Genomic DNA, 18,116 nt, shown 5'->3' with positions numbered 1-18,116 from the left:
AGGTATGTTGTTGATAGTTTGCTTCATCGACCAAGGTAATGCGGTTGAGCAATGTACAGAACGACAAGTGGTCACTGCGAATTTGCCTAATATTGTCGATGGGCAAGCCCGTGCAATAGCATGCGGTGATTCAGACAACACGGGGGTTATATCGATAAGCATCGTGGTGAATGGAAAAGAGAGGGAAGAACTTCGGGCGAGCTATGACGGTTCCGCTTATGTTCTGGTTCTCGATACAGCGATTAAGTTCGGAGAGGGCAATAGTCAAGGACTAGGTGTTTCAACGGGGAAGGGGCGAGATGGTAATGGTATGCACTATTGGAAAATCTCTTCCACCAGAGTGTCCGTCGTTGATCTTGGTGAAGCGCCAGAATTGCAACCTGATAAGTTCGTGCGTGGCGCATATTCGGCACTTGTGTCGAGTACAGGGACGTATCGAGCCACTCGATATTTTTATGAATTGAGGGGTGGGAGACTTATTCCGACAAAAGCTGTTGGATTTAGTGACGTTGACGACAAAACGGTCACTGCCGTGATGATGGATCTATTGCCATCTAATGAGACAGTTACGAAGCGTCGGAGAACTATGTCGATTCGGCGTGCAACTTCTTGTATGAACGGAGAGAGCTCTTGTTGGTAAAGGCAAATGTCTTTCGGATTCGTTGCGATAGTAGGCCCGCACGATCGAGAAAAGAGCCGAGATAAAGGAATCGAGTATGCACGCCGCATCCTGCGTTGGATAAGAAACTGAACTAATTCGTTCTCGAATTGCTTCAAAGGCTCCGAGCGTCGCAGTAAGCAGAAAATCTGATTCAGACCGCTTGTTGAGTATCAAGTCTTTACTGTGCCCGGTAAAGTGGTCTTCGAAATTTGATCAGCTAAACTAATGGAAATACTGAATCAATGAACTATATAAAAATATCAAAACTTGCTTTTTTGATATTGGGCATCATGGCCGTATGCCCTACCTGGTCACAGGGAAAGTTTGTGATTCCGCGCAGCGAACAAGCTCATGGCGCTTACCTTTCGACGCAGCTGTTGCTTAAGCCCTGTTCGGATGTTGGTGTGTCTGGCTTTGACCTAGACGATAACTCTATAAAGCATGATGTGGCCGAGGCGCGGAAAGCACTACCGCCAGGTACATGCAACAATCCGGCGTTGGTCGAAAAGCTTTTCAAGGCACGCTTTCTCCAGTACGCATCGATCGCGGTCGTGAATGACCCATGGAGTCTCGATGCAAAGATCAAGGCGCAGAACCGGGTTATTGGCCGCTGCGGAAACACCCACTGCTTGGATAGTGAGCTGAATGCAGTCATCGATACGCTGTCACCGGTGTATGTAGAAGCGAACCCCACATCGCGGGACGGTAGGCTATGCGATGCAGATCCGGTTGATACTTCCATTGCGAAGGCGTTGACGCCGTTTGACGCGGCAGTGAGCAAGGAGTTTTCCATTGCTTGCGGCGGAGCAGACGTGATTGCTCGAACTTGCCACGGTCCGCGCGGCCGGTTGCTGTTCGTGAGGTGTGCGATGGAAGGAAGTCAGGTCAACACGTCCGAATGGCTTTTCCATATGCGCCACGCCAGGCTTGAGCGACTCTTGGCTATCGATGATGGCCCGTTCAGTGTCCTGGAAACCGTCTGCAATGGCATGCCCGATCTCGTCACGTCTGCGCGAATGAATATGGGCGAGCATTCGTACGCCTACTATCGATACGACGGTAAGCGATACCTGCCCGTATATGGCTATACAAGAATGAGTGTCGGCACTGACGATAACCGAAATGACATAGGCATCGCAGTAGACGGGGGGCCGATCGCCAAGGTGCGTTGCCGGTAGGGCTTTCCGTACGGGCATCGATATAGCAAGATCCAAATGAATAACCAAAATACAACCCATCCGAACCCGAGAGCCTTATGGGCAACCCACTCGAAGTTGCCAAACGGTTCACCGCGACCAACCACCGATTTCGACATCCGTCTAATCGCCATCAAGCGCGCAAAGAACCCTTTGCTCGAAGCAACACACCCTCTGCTGCGTGCGTTGGTCGAGATGCCTGAATACCTCGAACCCGATGACATAGTGACGTTGAGGTCATTGCTTGAACGGGAACTACAAGCATTTCAGGTGCTATGCGAAGCAGCGAACATTCGCCGGGACCACATGCTAGGCGCACGCTACTGCCTATGCACTGCGCTCGACGAGATCGCAGCGCAAACCGCCTGGGGAAAGAGCGACAGCGGCGTCGCATGGATTGCCAACGGGCTCGCTACCGCTTTCCACGAGGACGTTCATGGCGGCCAAAAGATCTACCTTCTGATTGGCCGTTTAATGAGCGATCCGGACGATCACGTGAACCTGCTCGAAGTGGTCTATCGAATACTCAGCTATGGCTTTGAAGGGCAGTATCGGCATGATCCTGACGGCCACAGAAAGCACGAAACCGTGCGCAAACGGCTTTATGAGGAAATCATGTCGCGTCGCGAGCCGGTGCCGGTTGCACTCTCCGTAGGTATCGGGACCGATATCCGAGGCCAGCGTATGTCGTTCTTTCAGTTTCCGGTTTGGGTCACGGTCGTTGTACTTTCGATCGTTTTGCTTGTCATGTTCGGATACTACAAGTTCGAACTGGCGAGACATGAAGCGATCGCACGGGAGCAACTTACGGTAATCGAGCATATGAGGCCGCTCCCCGCCGCGCCGCCATTACACCTCGATGCCCTGCTGCAGCGAGAGATCGATGCCGGCATGGTGACCGTGGACGAAAGCGGTCGACACAGCACGGTAACGCTGCGTGGCGACGCGATGTTCCTGCCCGGTAAAGCCGCCATCAATCCAGCGATACATCCTCTACTCATCAAAGTTGCCGGCGAGATGGTCAAAGTGCCGGGCAACGTCACGGTGCGAGGGTACACCGATAGCGTACCTGTGACTCATAGCGAATTTACGTCGAATCAGACGCTTTCCGAAGCGCGCGCCATCCACGTCACGCAAATGCTGCAGTCCCTCGGTATTCCCGCGAGTCGCATGGTGGCAGTCGGCATGGGCGATGTCGATCCAATAGCCGACAACGCTACTGCACAAGGACGGGCAAAGAACCGGCGGGTTGAGATCACCGTCGCACGGTCATGACGCGCCCAAGAAAAATAAGGTCACTCAGGATTCGAGTATGAAGAAGTATTTGTCGTTACTGGCGACACGCCAGTCGTTAGCGGTCATCTCACTGGCAGCTGTTGCGCTCCTCATCTGGTTTTATGGGCCGTCCATCGCGTTTGGTGGTGTTGAACCGTTCGCGAGCGTGGGGGCACGCGTCGTGATGATCACCTTGGTATTTACCGGTGCCTGTCTGTGGTTGAGAGGCTGGTCTACGGGTGTGGTGTTCATCGCCTTCCTGTGTCTGCTGATCTGGTACGCAGCCCCCTTGCTGAGCTTTCGTCACGCAGAGCCGTTTGCGCCAACTTCGGTTCGGGTTATCGCGGTCGCGATCGTGCTGACGGTATTCGTGGTCTACAGCATTTTCCGGCTATGGAGAAAGGCGCTTAACAACGAGCGATTCGTCAAGAAGCTTCTCGGATATGGTGCAAAAAAGGAGCAACCTCACACTGCCGGTCAATTGGAGCAAGTCGACGATATCTTTGACAGCGCGTTGGGGCAGCTAAAAAAGATGCGCATGGGCGCTGGCGAGGTTAGGCGACTGTTTCAACGTGACCGCTATCTGTATGAGATGCCCTGGTACATCGCGCTGGGTGCACAGGCTTCTGGCAAAACTAGCGCCCTTCTGAATGCCGGTCTTTCCTTTCCGCTTGCCCAGCAGATGCAACAGATGGTGAGCGGTCGCGCGAAGGGCACTAAGTCAGTTGATTGGTGGTTTACAAACGACACGGTGCTGATCGATACCGCGGGCCGATATACGCGTAATGCCGGAGCGTCGAAACCGGAAGCGTTGGCTCGACCCTTAGGCGCTCAAGCAGAGCATTCGTCTTCTGGCGAATACGGTGGGGCACACGAAGCGGGTGACGAGCCCGTCAGCGATCAGGGGACGGTGGCTGAGCCGCTTGAGACGCCTTCCATCTCAAGAGATACAGAAAAGCTTTCGAACAATGCAGACGCAGCAGAATGGAGAAACGTTCTAGCACTTCTGCGCAAGCACCGGCCGCGTGCGCCGATCAACGGTGCGCTCTTGCTGGTCGATATGGCGGAGCTGGTGAGCGAGGACGAAAACGCGCGCAGTGCCAGTGCGGCCTCACTGCGCGAGCGCCTTGGCGAGATGCGGACTCAATTGAGCATTCGTTTTCCCGTCTACCTGCTGATCACCAAAATGGATCAGTTGCCGGGATTCACCGAATACTTCAGTCCTCTTACTTTGGAAGGTCGCGCCCAGACATGGGGTTTCGCGCTGCCGTACGGCAAGGAAACGCTCATAGCGGCAAACATTCGCGATTATTGCCGCGATGAGTTCAGGCGTCTTGCCGACCGAATCTCTGATGGCGTCAACGCGCGCTTGCAAGAAGAGTACGACGTACTCGCACGTCGCAAGCTCGAAGTGTTTCCCGAAGAATTCTCCGCATTGACGCTTCGGGTCAATGAGTTGGTAGGGCGCGTATTCGCCGATTCGCCGTATGACGACACGCAGAAGTACACGACGCTACGTGGCGTGTATTTCACAAGTGCAGCGCAGACCGGGGATGAACACCCAGCCGAAACGCGGGCGATCATCAGCAATTTGGAAACGGCAAGGGGAGCCCAATTGCCGTCGCGCGCTTCGAACTATGTCGGCAACAAGGGCTATTTCCTGCACGACTTGCTTACCAAGCAGGTTCTTCGCGACGCCAACCTGGTCCGTCCCAACCGCCGCTTCGAGCACCGCCAGCGCCTATTGCGCACATCCGGTCACCTGGTTGCCTCGCTGCTCTTTACAGGCCTTGCAGCAGGACTCTGGATCAGCTTTGATAACAACCGCGCCTACCTCGATTCGAGCACCCGCAAGGCCCGGCTGCTAGCCGCACGCGTCGAGCAGTTTTACAAAGAGCCCAAGTCGGACGCGATACCCGACACTCTGACCGACGCGCAAAAGTTACCCGCCTATCCCGGCCTCGATCTAACGGCTCCGCCAATGAGCTATCGCTTCGGCCTCTACACGCTCGCCGATTTCGTAGCGGAAAGTCAGGGCCTCTACGATGCTCTCGAAGACAACCTCCTCCTGCCGCAAATCGTCCACCGCCAGGAATCCGTCATTTCCCAAGCGATAGCCCAGCAGGACGCAAAAACCGCCTACGACACCTTGCGCGTCTACCTGATGCTCTACGACAAGCAAAGATTCAACGCCGACGACGTCAAAGCATGGGTACTCAACGATTGGTCCAAACCCGACAGCGCAGCCGCATTCGGCGCACGCGCCTCGATGCTCGACCATCTCCAACAACTCTTCTCCGGCGCGCGCATCGTCCAATCACCGCTGATCCGCAACGACGCCCTGATCCAGCAAGCACGCGCCTTTCTAGACGCCAGCAACGCAACAGAGCGCCTCTACGAACGCGCAAAAGCCGCGATGCAAAAAGAAGCGCCCGACGAGTTCACACTACTTCGCGCGGTAAGCCCGCAAGCGGGCACGGTCTTCACACGCGCGAGCGGCTCACCGCTCTCGCGCGGCGTCCCAGGCCTCTTCACCTTCGACGGCTATCGCAATCTGTTCGACAAGCGTTTGCCCGAATTCGTGCAAGCAGCGCGCGCCGACGACGCGTGGGTCATGGGCCGTCAATATCTCGACGGCGGCCCGGAAAAAACGACAGGCAAACGAAGCAACGAGCTTCTTACCAACGATCCACTGACCGAAGCGATCCGCAAGCAATACCTGACCGAATACGCCCAGCGTTGGGACGCCTTTCTAGCCGACATTCGCACAATCAAAGGCACAAGCCTCGAATTCAGCCTCAAAGTCCTGCGCGACTTCGCCGCCCCCGATTCCCCGCTTACACGCTTGGCGCGCGCGGCAGTTCACGAAACCACGCTAACCCGCTCCGTCGCAGCACCCGACGACAAACCCGCCAACCCGCTCAGCGAGAAAACCGGCACTCCCCAGCCGCCCTCCATCCGCCTGATCGAGCCAATCGAACGCGAACTCGTCGATAACCGTTTCGCCGCGCTGCGCGAGGTCGTGACCGGCAGCGCCGACACGCAGGACGCCACGCAATCCGCGGCATCACAAGCCAACAAAACCGGCCTCGACGGCATCTCAAACCTGCTGAACGACTACTACACCGCGTTGACCGTCGCCGACAACGCGCTCGGCAACAACAGCATGCCGCCCGCGAGCGACACCGCAGCCAAGCTGAAGATGACGGCCAACGCGATGCCCACGCCGTTCCGCGCGGTGCTGCTCGACTTGGCGGTGCAGGGCTCGCGCGAGGTCAATCGCGGCATCGGCCAATTGCTGTCGCGGCAGATGGAGGCGGTGATCGGCGATACGTGCAGGCTGGTGGTCGACGGCAACTACCCGTTCGCAGCGGACGGCAAGCGTGAAATCGGCAACGCCGATTTCACGCGTCTCTTCGCGCAAGGCGGCGTGATCGACGACTTCTTTACCAAGACGCTTGCGCCGTTCGTCGATACCTCGGCGCGGCCGTGGCGCTACAAGACGCTGCCGGGCGCGACCGAGCCGGTGCAGGGGCCCGATCTCGAACCGTTCCAGCACGCCAAGGCGATCCGCGACGTGTTCTTCGCCGACGCCGGCCAGAAGCAGCAGACGTGGAAGGCGGAGATCCGCGTGCCCGAGCTCGATCCGAACGTGACGAGCCTCGTGATCGACATCGACGGGCAAACGCTGCTTTATCAGCATGGCCCGGTGGTGCCCTTGATGGCGAGCTGGCCGGGTCCGCGCGGCGGCGTGCATGCGGTGATCTCGGCGAGTCCGCGCATCCGGCCGGAAACCTCGGCCGTCGAGGCGGACGGCCCCTGGGCGTTGATGCGGCTCCTGCGCAAAGGGCACATTGTCGATTCCACCGTGCCGGGACGCACCCGTGTCGCCTTCGACTTCGACGGGCGCACCGCGGTGCTCGATATCGCGAGCCCCGGCAGCGTCGCCAATCCGTTGACGAGCGACGTGTTGACGAGCTTCAAATGTCCGAGCGCGATGCCAACGTTCGGCCTGATCGATACCGGGCCGCCGCCGGGATTGCCGCCCGGCTTGCCGGGAGGAGGCGCTTAGCCCGGCAGTGCCTTCGACGAAGAACGAGTAGTCCGTCCATGCCCCCGATCGTCTGCAGCGTCATCGCCTTGCCGCATTCGCATTCGCATTCGCTATATAGATAGCAGATAGAAAAAGCAGAACGAACACACACGATCGGGAACAACCCGGCCTGTCATCTCTAGCAGGTATTGCCGTGGCGCAATAAGTGCTGGAATTACTGCTATCAAGAACGATTCATGCTTTTCCATCGGACCGCCTCGATCTCATCGTCTCCTATAGTCGTTACCTAACATTCGTACCCGTCTCGCGAAAACCAGCCGCGCACAATTTCGCGCAAAAACGATTTCTCTGTAGCCAGTTGCATTGCCGCAGCCATTCGTCGCTTAAACAAGACGGCTTACCGTCGACCGGGGGAAAACATGAAACGCCTCGTTTTGGGCGCGTTGTTTTTTGCGCTCGCGAATACGGTGCAGGCGCAAAGCAGCGTACAACTCTACGGCATCGTCGACGACGCGCTGACTTACGTGAGCAACGAAGGCGGCGGCCGCGCATGGGCGCAATTCAGCGGCGTCGGCCAATCGGATCGCTGGGGGTTGCGCGGTGTGGAAGATCTTGGCAGCGGCTATCGCGCGATATTCCGGCTCGAAAACGGTTTCACCCTCAATAACGGTCAATTGGCCCAAGGCGGATTGGAGTGGGGCCGGCAAGCGTTCGTCGGCGTGGAGAGCGATCGTTTCGGAAGCCTCACGCTCGGCCGCCAATACGACTTCATGACGCCGTATCTGACGGAGTTTTCGGCGGGGTCGATCACGCCTTCGGTCTTTGCATTTCACTTGGGCGATCTCGACCGTCTGGGCGGCGAGCGGATCAATAACGCGGTCAAGTATCAGACGCCGGAGTTCTATGGCCTGCGGGCCGGTGCGCTGTATTCGTTCGGCGGGCAGGCAGGAAACTTTTCGGCCGATAGCGCGAATGCATTCGGCCTGCAGTACGCGCTTGGTCAGTTACGTCTCGCGGCGGCCTACGTGGCGATGCACAACTACGTGCAGACGTTCGGCATGGGCACTTCGGTGCTCGGCGAATCGCTGGTAGGCACGGGTCAGCTCGGCCTGTTGGCGAAACCGGCGACGTTCGACAAAGTCACCGTGGCGGGATTCGGCGCCGGATATCAGCTCGGGCCGGTTAATCTTCATGGCCTATTTACGTTAGTCGATTTACAGCAGCACGGCGAATCCGACGTGTTGCGCACCGCGGAAGGCGGCGCGAAATATCTCGTGACTTATGCGTGGGCGCTGGCGGCCAGTTATGCGTATTCCAAGCTTGGGGAAAACCATTGGAATCAGGTGGCAATCGGTACCGATTACTCATTTTCGAAGCGTACCGACGTCTATTTGAATGCGGTGTATTTACACGCAAACAGCGGTACACGAGCTCAGTTATTCCTGTTGCCGGCGTCGAGCACCAACACCCAGACGGTCGTTTCGCTTGGCATACGTCATTTGTTCTAGCCGCTTACACGAAACCAAGCAAAAAAACGGCTTTTTCGAGCAATTGAAAAGAACGATCGTGTTGTTTGCAATGCAGAGATCTCAGGGCGCACGCCAATTCATCGACTTGCGGGGTTTTCGTTAGGGTATTCGCCGGATTGAATCCGATCGAACGTCGATACCATACTAAAGAAAACAAACCGATTAACGGATTCCCTCCCTGAGACCCAGGACCGCGAGAGGCCGCGCTGCACATTTTCGGTTCACTTTGGCGAAATAGTTTTACTTTAAATCGCCGAAGCCACCGGCTAAACCACGCAATTCGTCTTTCTGAAAGCGATATAAGTTCAGCCTTTGCGATTTAGTGCGTGTATTACGCGCTGAATCGGGGCATGCATTGACAGCGCGCACCAGCATGAGCGCGAGAAAGGGACCCGCCTCGGGGGAGGTATGCGCAAAACACTCGGACTCATGCGCCGGCTGATACGAAACCGGTGCTCTACCGGTCTTGCACTTGGTGTGCTCATGCTGGGCATGGGCGCAACGGTGACGATGTATCTCGTGAGCTCCGAGTTGGTCTATCGCGAGTCGAGGCTGCGCTTCGACAACGATACGAGCGATGCCGAGCAGAAGATCGCCATGCGCGTGCGGCTCTATTCCGACGTGCTCGTGACGATGCAGGCGCTGTTTGGCGCGAAGGACGAAGTCGCGCGCGTCGAGTTTCGCGATTTTGTCGACGGCCTTGATTTGCCGGGCCGCTATCCGGGTTTTCAGACCTTGAATTACGCGCCCTATGTGCGTAGCGAGGACATGGCCGCATTCGTCGCGCACCAGAAGAGCGATCCGGTTTTGCAGAAAGCCGGCATCGATTTCTCCATTCGCCCGCCGGGTGCGCGCGCCGGGTATTACGTGTTGAGCTATGTCGAGCCGCTTGCGAAGAATCTGCACTCGCTCGGCATCGACATGGGTGCGGACGCGCGCCGGCTCGCCGCGCTCGAGCGCTCGCGCGACAACAACGAAGCGATCAGCAGCGGGCGGCTGATCTTCGTCGATGGCGGCGGGCAAGAAGTGGGGCTCGCGGTGCGCATGCCGGTGTATCGACGGGGCTTGCCGCTCACGACCGTTGACGAGCGGCGCCGCGCGTATATCGGCTCAGTCGGTGCGGGCATTCGCGTGAGCGATCTACTGGCCGGTCTGCTTAGCGAAGAAACGCTGCGCCTGATTCAATTCCGCATCTACGATGCGGGCTCGTTTCGCAAGCCTGCTGTGCCGCCCACGCCGTCGACGCTGCTCTTCGACAGCATCGCGGGCGTCTCGACCGCGACGAGCGCGCAACGGACGGCGGCGGCCGCGAGCGGCATTGTCCAGTCCTCGCCTGCCCGCGCGAAATCGGCCGATGCGGTCTCGGCGATCGCTCGCGACAATCCGCGTCTCGAGCGCCGCGTCGTGCAGTCGTTCGGCGGACGCCGCTGGCTGATCGTGTTCGACGCGGACCCGATGGCCTTGAGCGGTCCACAGCGCTTCTTGCCAGGGCTCGCGTTCCTGGTGGGCGCGATCATCACGATGCTGCTCTCGGGGCTCGCCTACGCACTCTCGACTTCGCGCGTGCGCGCCGTGAAGCTCGCGAATCAGATCACGCACACGCTGCGCGAAAGCGAAAAGGCGCGCGCCGAAGCGCAGCGCATCGCGCATCTGGGCGATTGGCGCGTTGACCTCGATCGCCGCGTGATCCATCTTTCGAACGAGATGGCGCGCCTCATCGGCTGGCACAGCGGTAAGCCGACGCTGACGGCGCTGATGCGCGCGATCGAACCGGCGGACCGGCTCGCGCTGATCGAGCGTGTGAAGCACACGCTGCAAACTCGCGCCGCATTCGAATTCGAGTGCCGCTATCGCTCGAAGCGCGGCCGGCGCGGGTGGCTGCGCATGATCGGCTATGCGTACGGCTCGAACGATCAGCGCATGCTGCGCGGCACCGCGCTGGAAATCACGAAGCAGAAATCGGCGGAACGGGTGCGCGAACTCGAGCATGCGATCACGCTGCAGCTTGCGACGGCGACGAACGAAGTCGAAATCTTCGAGCAAGTGGTTGCTTCGCTCGCGCAGGGAATGGGCTGGGAAGCCGGCGCGTTCTGGCCGTCGCGCGCGGGTCTCAAGCAGTCGCTGCGGCCGACGTACGTCGCGCCATGCCGCGAGCTCGAACCGTGGCTGGCGTCGCGCTCGCCGATCGCGCCGGATACCGACGACCTGCCTGCCGCGCCGTCCTGGTACGCGGGACAACAGGTGGCACAGCTCGCGCACGCGCGTTGGCTTGCCGATGCGGGCATCCTCACCGTGTTCGCGTTTCCGCTTCGCACGGGCTCGGTGGTGCTCGGGGCGGCGGAATTCTATTCGCGCGAGCGGGGCCACGCGGAGCCGCATGCGCTCGCGATGGCGCGCTCGATTGCAAGCCAGATGAGCCACTTCCTGCAGCGCCGGCAGGCCGAAGACAATCTCCACTTCATCGCGAATCACGACGCGCTGACCGGCTTGCCCAACCGCCTGATGTTCAAGGAGCGCCTCGACGACGCGCTCTCGCACGCACGCGAGGACGGCACGACGCTGCACGTGTTGTTCATCGATCTCGACCGCTTCAAGGACATCAACGATTCGCTCGGACACAACGTCGGCGATGCGCTGCTGCGCGCGGTAGCCGACCGTCTGGTCGAAGAGGTCAAGGACGCGGAAATGATCGCGCGCTTAGGGGGCGATGAATTCACGGTGCTCGTGAAGCAGCATAGCGATCACGCCAGCATTATCCGCACCGTGGACGCCATCCAGGCCGCGCTTGCGAGGTCGGTACTGGTCAGCGATTTGCAACTGCAAGTGAGCGCGAGTATCGGCATCAGCTCGTTCCCCGACGACGGCGACGACGCGCAAACGCTCCTCAAGCACGCCGACATCGCGATGTACGGCGCGAAGCAGCGCGGCAAGAACACCTATCAGCTCTATCAGCGGCAGATGAGCATGTCGCTGCAGCGGCGCGTCGAGATGGAGGCGCATCTGCGGCAGGCCATCGAGAACCAGGAGTTCACGCTGCGCTACCAGCCGCGCGTGTGCCTCGCGACGAACCGCTGCACGGGCGTCGAAGCGCTGCTGCGCTGGCAGAGCCCCGCGCTGGGTCTCGTGATGCCGTCGGATTTCATTCCGCTCGCGGAAGAGACCGGCGTGATCGTGCCGCTCGGCGCTTGGGTGCTGCGTGAAGCGTGCCGGCAAAGCGCCGAATGGCGCGCGGCCGGCGTCGGGCAGATCCGCGTGGCGGTCAATCTGTCCGCCGCGCAATTCGCGACGCCGGATCTGCTCGACCACATTCTCGAAGCGCTCGACGAAGCGCATTTGCCCGGCGATTTCCTCGAGCTGGAACTGACCGAAAGCATGGTCATGCGCCAGCCGGAACAGGCGGCGCGCTGGTTGTCGAGCTTGAAGCAAACCGGTGTCCGCTTGTCGATCGACGACTTCGGCACCGGGTATTCATCGCTCGCGTATTTGACGCGTTTCCCGATCGACGTCGTGAAGATCGATCGCTCCTTCATTCGCGACATCCCCGACAGCCGCGGCGACGCGCAGATCACGAGCGCCGTGATCGCGCTCGGGCACAGCCTCGGGCTCCGAGTGATCGCCGAGGGCGCGGAAACCGAGGCGCAGGTCGATTTCCTGCGCAATGAAGGCTGCGACGAAGTACAGGGGTACTTCTTCAGCCGACCCATTCCCGCCGACGAGGTTGGCAGTTTCGTCAATCGAAGGCTGGAAACCGGTCTCGCCGAAAGGCGCAGGCCGGCTGCGTTGCGCGTCCAGGACGACAACCTGGAACGCGCGTATCACACCTGAAAGGAAGGGGGCAAAAATCATGGAACAACGGGGGCAAGACATTACCGCGCTGTGGCAGGCCATCGACGAGCTGGATTTCGATCGCATGAAGCAAAAGATGCTGCACGGCAAGCGCAGCACGTGGACGACCGAGACGCTCGCGCACGCGGAAGAGGGGTATCGGCGCTTCTTGAAGCTCGCGGCGAAGTATCCGCGGATGCCGGTCGTGCCGAGCGAGGCAGTCGACGATTTCTGGCACGCGCACATTCTCGACACGCAGCGCTATGCGGCCGATTGCGAGCGCATTTTCGGGGGTGTGCTGCATCACGATCCGTATGTCGGCATCGATGGGCCGGAAGACGAGGCGCGGCTCTTGAGCATGGCCGAGGAGACCAACAAGCTGATGGCGTCGGAGTTTCAGGCGGAGGAGGCAGAGGCGGGGGCGTATTGCGCGAAGCCGGTGGTGGAGGCGGCAGCGTATTGCGCGGTGTCGGCTGCGGGGAAAGCGGCTTATTGTGCGGTGTCTGCGTCGGGGAAGGCGGCTTATTGTGCGGTGTCGGCTTCGAGCAAGCCTGCTTATTGCGCAGTGTCCGCATCGAGTGAAGCGGCCTACTGCGCGGTATCTGCGGCTAGCCAGCCGGCGTATTGCGCAGTGTCGGCATCGAACAAGGCTGCGTATTGCGCGGTGTCGGCGGCCGGCAAGCCCGCGTACTGCGCGGTGTCCGCGTCGAGCGAGGCGGCTTATTGTGCCGTGTCGGCTTCAAGCAAGGCGGCCTATTGCGCGGTATCCGCGTCGAGCAAGCCTGCTTATTGCGCAGTATCCGCATCGAGCAAACCCGCGTATTGCGCAGTATCCGCATCGACCAAACCCGCCTACTGCGCCGTAGCCGAGACCCCTGCCTACTGCGCCGTCCAGATCGTTGCGGCCACAACGATCGAGCCCGCAGCGCTGCGGGCCCTGAACGCCTGATCTTGCTTACCGGGGAAAAAGGCATCAACGCACTTTAGCGGCGGCACGCCCACGCGCGCCGTCCGCTCAACTCTTCTTCATCCGCGCCGCGACGAGCACCGACAGCAGGCAGCCGATCGCGAGATACGCGGCCACCGGATGCCACGACCCGCCCGCGAGGCTCACGAGCCCCACCGCGATGAACGGCGTGAAGCCGCCGCCGACCACGCTCGCCACCTGATAGCCGACGCCCGCGCCGCTATAGCGGTACTCGGTGCCGAAGAGCTCGGTGAACATCGGCTGCTGCACGCTGACCACCATGTCGTGCGCGACGTTCGCGAGCATCACGGCGAAGATCACGATCCAGAGCGTGGAGCGTGCTTCGAGCGCGACAAAGAAGGGCACCGCGCTCAGCAAGCCGATCACCGCGCCGATGATGTACACGCGGCGGCGGCCGTAGCGGTCCGCGAGGGCCGCAAAGGTCGGAATCGTGAAGATGCTGATCGCGCCGACGAGCAGCCCGACGTTCAGGAAGAACTGCGACGACATGTGCAGATTGGTCGTCGAATAGCTGAGCGCAAACGCGGTGACGATGTACATCGTGAACAGCTCGGCCAAACGCAGCGCGATGATCAGCAGGAACGCCTTCGGATGCTGGCGCAGCGCTTCGAGAATCGGCAGCTTGCTGCGGTGCTTCTTTTCGACGACCTCGTGCATGAACTCCTGCGATTCCTCCATGCTCGCCCGCACCCACAAGCCGATCAGCACCAGCACGACGCTGAACACGAACGGAATGCGCCATCCCCAGCTCTTGAAGGTGTCGGAGCCGAGCTTGGCTTCGAGGATCGAGACGATGCCGGTCGCGAGGATCAAGCCCACGCCGTAGCCGACCTGCACGCCGCTGCTGTAGAACGCGCGCTTTTTCTCGGGCGCGCTTTCTACGGCCATCAACGCGGCCCCGCCCCATTCGCCGCCCACCGCGAAGCCCTGGATCGCGCGCAGCGCGACGAGCAGCGCGGGCGCCCACCAGCCGATCGACGAGAAGGCCGGCAACAAGCCGATCAGCGCGGTCGAGAGGCCCATCATCATGACGGTCAAGACGAGCATGCGCTTGCGCCCGAGCCGGTCGCCGAAGTGGCCGAACACGAAACCGCCGAGCGGCCGGAACAGAAAGCCGACGCCGAAGGTGCCGAACGCGGCGAGCGTGCCCATCGCGGGGCTGACCTTTGGAAAGAACTCGGTGTTGAAGACGAGCGCTGCGACGATGCCGTAGAGCAGGAAGTCGTACCAGTCGACGACCGCACCGACGAAGCTGCCGACGGCTGCCTTGCGAGCCCGGCTCTTGTCGCGGTCGGCCACGGCTGGAATGTGGGGAGTGCGGATGGCGAAGGTCATGACGATGTCTCAAATGTTGGAAAAATGCGCGCGCGAGCGTTGAGGCGTTCTGGAGCGGGCTGGCTCGACGTGACCGGAACGGTTAGTTTGCTGCGCGGTGACTAGAGAATAGGGAGGCGCGCCCGGCGAGGCAATGCTCACGGGCTCAAAGTTGTGCGATTATCGAAACGAAGTGTGCGATTATCGCGCGCTTTGCGGGTTAGTCCGGAGACAGCGGGAGAGAGGCATCCACCCATGACCAAGCCACCATTGGACAAGCGCGACTGGATCGCCGGCCTCGAAAAAGGCCTGGCGATCCTCGAAGCGTTCGACGCCGAGCACGCGCGCATGACGCCGAGCGAGGCCGCCGCGCGCACCGGCATGACGCGCACCGCGGCGCGGCGCTATTTGCTGACGCTCGAACACCTCGGCTACGTGCAAAGCGACGGCAAGCTCTTCGGCCTCACGCCGCGCGTGCTGCGAGTCGGCTGGTCGTATTTCGATTCGGCGCGTTTGCCTCGGATGTTGCAACCGTATTTGCAGCAATTGAGCGCGACGATCAGCGAATCGGTCTACGTCAGCGTGCTCGACGAATGGGAACTGGTGTTCATCGCGCGCAACGGCACGTCGCGCGTGATGTCGACGGGGTTCGTGCTCGGCGCGCGCGTGCCGGTGCCGCTGACGTCGCCCGGCGTAGTGCTGCTGGCGGGCCTGCCGGATCAGGAGGCCGTGCGCGAATGGTTGAACGGCACCGAGCTGGCGCCGTTCACGCCGCACACGCTGACCAACAAGGCGCGCTTGCTCGAAAAAATCGCCCAGGCGCGCGCCGATGGTTACGCGGTCATCGAGCAGCAATTGCAACTCGGCGTGCGCGGCATCGCGGTGCCGCTGAAGGACCGGCGCGGCGAAGTCGTCGCCGCGCTCAGCACGAACATGCCGCTCGGCGGGGAGACGGTCGAGGCGGCGCTCAAGCGTGTGCTGGGGCCGTTGCAGGAGACGGCGCTGGCGGTGATGAACGTGTTGTAGCGGCCGGCTACCGCGTCGCGCCGATCTGCTCGCGCACGTAGCTGATATGTTCGCGCAGTATGTAGAACTGATCGGCGTAGGCGAGCGGCATCTTGATCGTGTTCACCGCTTTTTCGATCGCGTTGAGTTTCTCGGCGAGCTCGCCGAGCTTTGCGCCCGTCGGGTCTTCGAGCGCGTCGCGCTCGAGCTCCATCAGCTCGCCATACCGGCGATAGATACGCGACTTGACACGCCATGCGTACAGCGGCGGCACGAAGCGCACCGCGGGGATCAGCACCACGACGATCGGCACGATCAAGACGATCAGCCGGTCCACGAGGCTCGCGAGCCAAAACGGCAGCGTGCGATACAGGAAGCGCTCGCCTGACTTGTAGTAGCGCGCGGCGTCCGGGCTCAACGGGAAATCGTGCGCCACCGCCGACGGAAATTCTCCCGCCTGCTCCAGCAATCCCGCGCCTGAATGAACCTCGTACGCCGCCGCGACCAGCAGGTCGGATAGCGCGGGATGCAGCGTATTGCGGGCGATCAGCTCGACATCGGTGACGACCGTGTGGGTCTCTTCGGCAGGCAGGTTCTCGCCGAGATCGAACGCGCCCATCGGCACCTCGACTTGGCTCAAGAACGGAAATCGCCGCGTATACGCCGTGGCCTGCGTGAAATTGAAAAGCCGGATGTCGGGCGTGCGGATCAGCTGTCCCATGACTTCCGGCTGCGCCGCATCGCCGGTGAGGAATGCCACGTCGATCTTGTCGTCGATCAGCGCGTGTACCGCGTCCTCGTTGGCAAGCGGCAGCAATTGCGTCCCGGCGGTCGTCACGCCGTTTGCCTTCAGCAGCAACAGCACGAGCTGCCGGGTGCCGCTGCCTTCGCGGCCGATCGCGAGGCGCTTGCCCTTGAATTCCGAGAGCCGCGTCAGTTCCGGGCCGCGATAGAAGATGAAAAGCGGCGAATAGCCGATGCTGCCGAGCGACATCAAGCCCGCCGACTTCGTATCGGGCGCGATCACGCTCGGCAGGCTGCCGACTCCGCTCTGCACGAATCCGAGGTCGACATGCGAGCCGGGGCTCGCGAGACGCTGCAGATTTTGCAGGGAGCCCAGCGACGGCAGCACGTGCAGCGTCACGCCGTTGCGCGCGAGGATCTCCTTGTATCGCTGGGCGGTGTTCCAGAACGAGCCGCCTTCGGGGCCGGCGGTGATGGTCAGCGTGCTCGGCGGCGCCGGCTGGATCACGCGGATGGCCACCCAGATCGCGACGGCGCCGACGATCAGCGTCAAGCCGATCGACACGCCCAGGTCGAGCCACGAGATTGCCGCGTAATGGGCAGGGTGGGGATGTTCAGGCTCCGGGCGGTCGTCGTCGGAAGACATCATCGGGCCTCCTGAGTGGAGGCATCGAGCCGCGTCGTGCAGCGCGACGCATCCATGCCGCCACTTGCGTCACATCTGGCGGGGCCAAGTGTTCAGTATAGGAGCCGCGCTCAGCTTTCGACATCGTAGTGCACCCACAGTTGGCCTTTCTTCTCTTTGACCTTGAGAATCCTGACCTTTCCTAAGACGCCTAATGACGCAACGTGCGTGCCGCCGCAGGGATAGGCGGGCAGGTGGCCAAAACCGACTTTGCGTGTTTCGCCTTCTTGCGACATGTGGCGAGGCAGATCCGACGCGATCTGAGCGTTGGCCTGCTGTTCGATCGCATCGGCGGTGAACGCCGGCGCGTCGTCCATGCTTTCAAAAACGACGCGTGCTTCTCCCGGCCAGTGATGGCCCTTCACGGCGCGCCATCCGAGCGGCTCGCCGCAATAGCTGATCAAGTGGCCGGCGGAATGCAGCCGGGCGTGCAAGGCGCGAGGCTCGGCGGCTACCTTGAGATAGGCGTCGCCCAGCGCGACGCTCCGATCACAGTAGTGAATGACGTTGTCGTCTGCGTGACTCACTCGCATGACTTTGGCGTCCGCGATCGTTCCCAGATCGGACGGCTGGCCGCCACCTTGAGGATGAAACAGCGTCGCCGACAAAACGATTTGATAGGTCCCGTCTTCCGCCGGCGAGCAGCTGATCACCGAGGCGTGCATCTCCAGTTTGTCGCTGTGCAGATAGTGCCGTTCCGTCATGTTCGAACATCCTTCCTTTCTGCGAGGAAACCGTTTCCCCGACGATGGGCGCATCGTAGTGGGATCGCAGCGGGCGCGATTGTAAAAAATTGACTGGACGAAAGAAGTGCAGGCGCGGCGTGCTTCGAGTTTAGCG

The 18,116-nt window shown here is 60.7% G+C and carries 11 protein-coding genes; 8 read left to right on the top strand and 3 right to left on the bottom strand.

Going from position 1 to position 18,116, the window contains the following annotated elements; translation table 11 throughout:
- Positions 1–4 precede the first annotated feature (4 nt).
- The 7 genes from AAHK20_RS04340 to AAHK20_RS04310 all read left to right on the top strand — a co-directional run bounded on the left by AAHK20_RS04340 (position 5) and on the right by AAHK20_RS04310 (position 13,489).
- Positions 5–640 (top strand): hypothetical protein, encoded by a 636-nt coding sequence (locus AAHK20_RS04340; protein WP_449180211.1) that lies wholly within the window; start codon positions 5–7, stop codon positions 638–640.
- A gap of 263 nt (positions 641–903) precedes the next feature.
- Complete coding sequence (locus AAHK20_RS04335) at positions 904–1,839, top strand: hypothetical protein (RefSeq protein ID WP_449180210.1); 936 nt, start codon at positions 904–906, stop codon at positions 1,837–1,839.
- Positions 1,840–1,875: 36 nt separating this feature from the next.
- The gene (gene tssL, locus AAHK20_RS04330) at positions 1,876–3,132 is read left to right on the top strand and encodes a type VI secretion system protein TssL, long form (protein WP_449180209.1); all 1,257 of its coding nucleotides are present in this window, start codon (positions 1,876–1,878) and stop codon (positions 3,130–3,132) included.
- A gap of 37 nt (positions 3,133–3,169) precedes the next feature.
- Complete coding sequence (gene tssM, locus AAHK20_RS04325) at positions 3,170–7,204, top strand: type VI secretion system membrane subunit TssM (protein ID WP_449180208.1); 4,035 nt, start codon at positions 3,170–3,172, stop codon at positions 7,202–7,204.
- Between the two features lie 401 nt (positions 7,205–7,605).
- Positions 7,606–8,694, top strand: a complete 1,089-nt coding sequence (locus AAHK20_RS04320; protein ID WP_449180207.1) for a porin — start codon at positions 7,606–7,608, stop codon at positions 8,692–8,694.
- Positions 8,695–9,198: 504 nt separating this feature from the next.
- Complete coding sequence (locus AAHK20_RS04315; RefSeq protein WP_449180206.1) at positions 9,199–12,540, top strand: bifunctional diguanylate cyclase/phosphodiesterase; 3,342 nt, start codon at positions 9,199–9,201, stop codon at positions 12,538–12,540.
- Positions 12,541–12,559: 19 nt separating this feature from the next.
- On the top strand, positions 12,560–13,489 hold the full coding sequence (locus tag AAHK20_RS04310; protein WP_449180205.1) for a glycine-rich domain-containing protein: 930 nt from the start codon (positions 12,560–12,562) through the stop codon (positions 13,487–13,489).
- Between the two features lie 66 nt (positions 13,490–13,555).
- Here the strand turns inward: AAHK20_RS04310 and shiA are convergent, their stop codons facing one another.
- Entirely contained in the window at positions 13,556–14,863 is a 1,308-nt protein-coding gene (shiA, locus tag AAHK20_RS04305; protein ID WP_449180204.1) for a shikimate transporter, read from the bottom strand.
- A 234-nt stretch (positions 14,864–15,097) separates the two neighbouring features.
- Between shiA and AAHK20_RS04300 the strand changes: the two genes are divergently transcribed.
- On the top strand, positions 15,098–15,868 hold the full coding sequence (locus tag AAHK20_RS04300) for an IclR family transcriptional regulator domain-containing protein (protein WP_449180203.1): 771 nt from the start codon (positions 15,098–15,100) through the stop codon (positions 15,866–15,868).
- A gap of 7 nt (positions 15,869–15,875) precedes the next feature.
- Here the strand turns inward: AAHK20_RS04300 and AAHK20_RS04295 are convergent, their stop codons facing one another.
- Together AAHK20_RS04295 and AAHK20_RS04290 are read right to left on the bottom strand one after the other, a co-directional pair.
- A complete protein-coding gene (locus tag AAHK20_RS04295) occupies positions 15,876–17,240 on the bottom strand; it encodes a TAXI family TRAP transporter solute-binding subunit (RefSeq protein WP_449180202.1) in 1,365 nt (454 codons plus the stop codon).
- Positions 17,241–17,347: 107 nt separating this feature from the next.
- Entirely contained in the window at positions 17,348–17,980 is a 633-nt protein-coding gene (locus tag AAHK20_RS04290; RefSeq protein WP_449180201.1) for an alanyl-tRNA editing protein, read from the bottom strand.
- Positions 17,981–18,116: the final 136 nt, after the last annotated feature.

It is taken from the genome of Trinickia camelliae (assembly GCF_053525655.1).
Note: the sequence above shows the minus strand (reverse complement) of the source record. Positions and strands in the feature narration are given on the sequence as shown.

Bases quoted from the DNA above. Each gene is read 5' to 3' on its own strand.
- AAHK20_RS04340 (WP_449180211.1), top strand. From the start codon at position 5: ATGTTGTTGATAGTTTGCTTCATCGACCAAGGTAATGCGGTTGAGCAA.
- AAHK20_RS04335 (WP_449180210.1), top strand. From the start codon at position 904: ATGAACTATATAAAAATATCAAAACTTGCTTTTTTGATATTGGGCATC.
- tssL (WP_449180209.1), top strand. From the start codon at position 1,876: ATGAATAACCAAAATACAACCCATCCGAACCCGAGAGCCTTATGGGCA.
- tssM (WP_449180208.1), top strand. From the start codon at position 3,170: ATGAAGAAGTATTTGTCGTTACTGGCGACACGCCAGTCGTTAGCGGTC.
- AAHK20_RS04320 (WP_449180207.1), top strand. From the start codon at position 7,606: ATGAAACGCCTCGTTTTGGGCGCGTTGTTTTTTGCGCTCGCGAATACG.
- AAHK20_RS04315 (WP_449180206.1), top strand. From the start codon at position 9,199: ATGCTGGGCATGGGCGCAACGGTGACGATGTATCTCGTGAGCTCCGAG.
- AAHK20_RS04310 (WP_449180205.1), top strand. From the start codon at position 12,560: ATGGAACAACGGGGGCAAGACATTACCGCGCTGTGGCAGGCCATCGAC.
- shiA (WP_449180204.1), bottom strand. From the start codon at position 14,863: ATGACCTTCGCCATCCGCACTCCCCACATTCCAGCCGTGGCCGACCGC.
- AAHK20_RS04300 (WP_449180203.1), top strand. From the start codon at position 15,098: ATGACCAAGCCACCATTGGACAAGCGCGACTGGATCGCCGGCCTCGAA.
- AAHK20_RS04295 (WP_449180202.1), bottom strand. From the start codon at position 17,240: ATGATGTCTTCCGACGACGACCGCCCGGAGCCTGAACATCCCCACCCT.
- AAHK20_RS04290 (WP_449180201.1), bottom strand. From the start codon at position 17,980: ATGACGGAACGGCACTATCTGCACAGCGACAAACTGGAGATGCACGCC.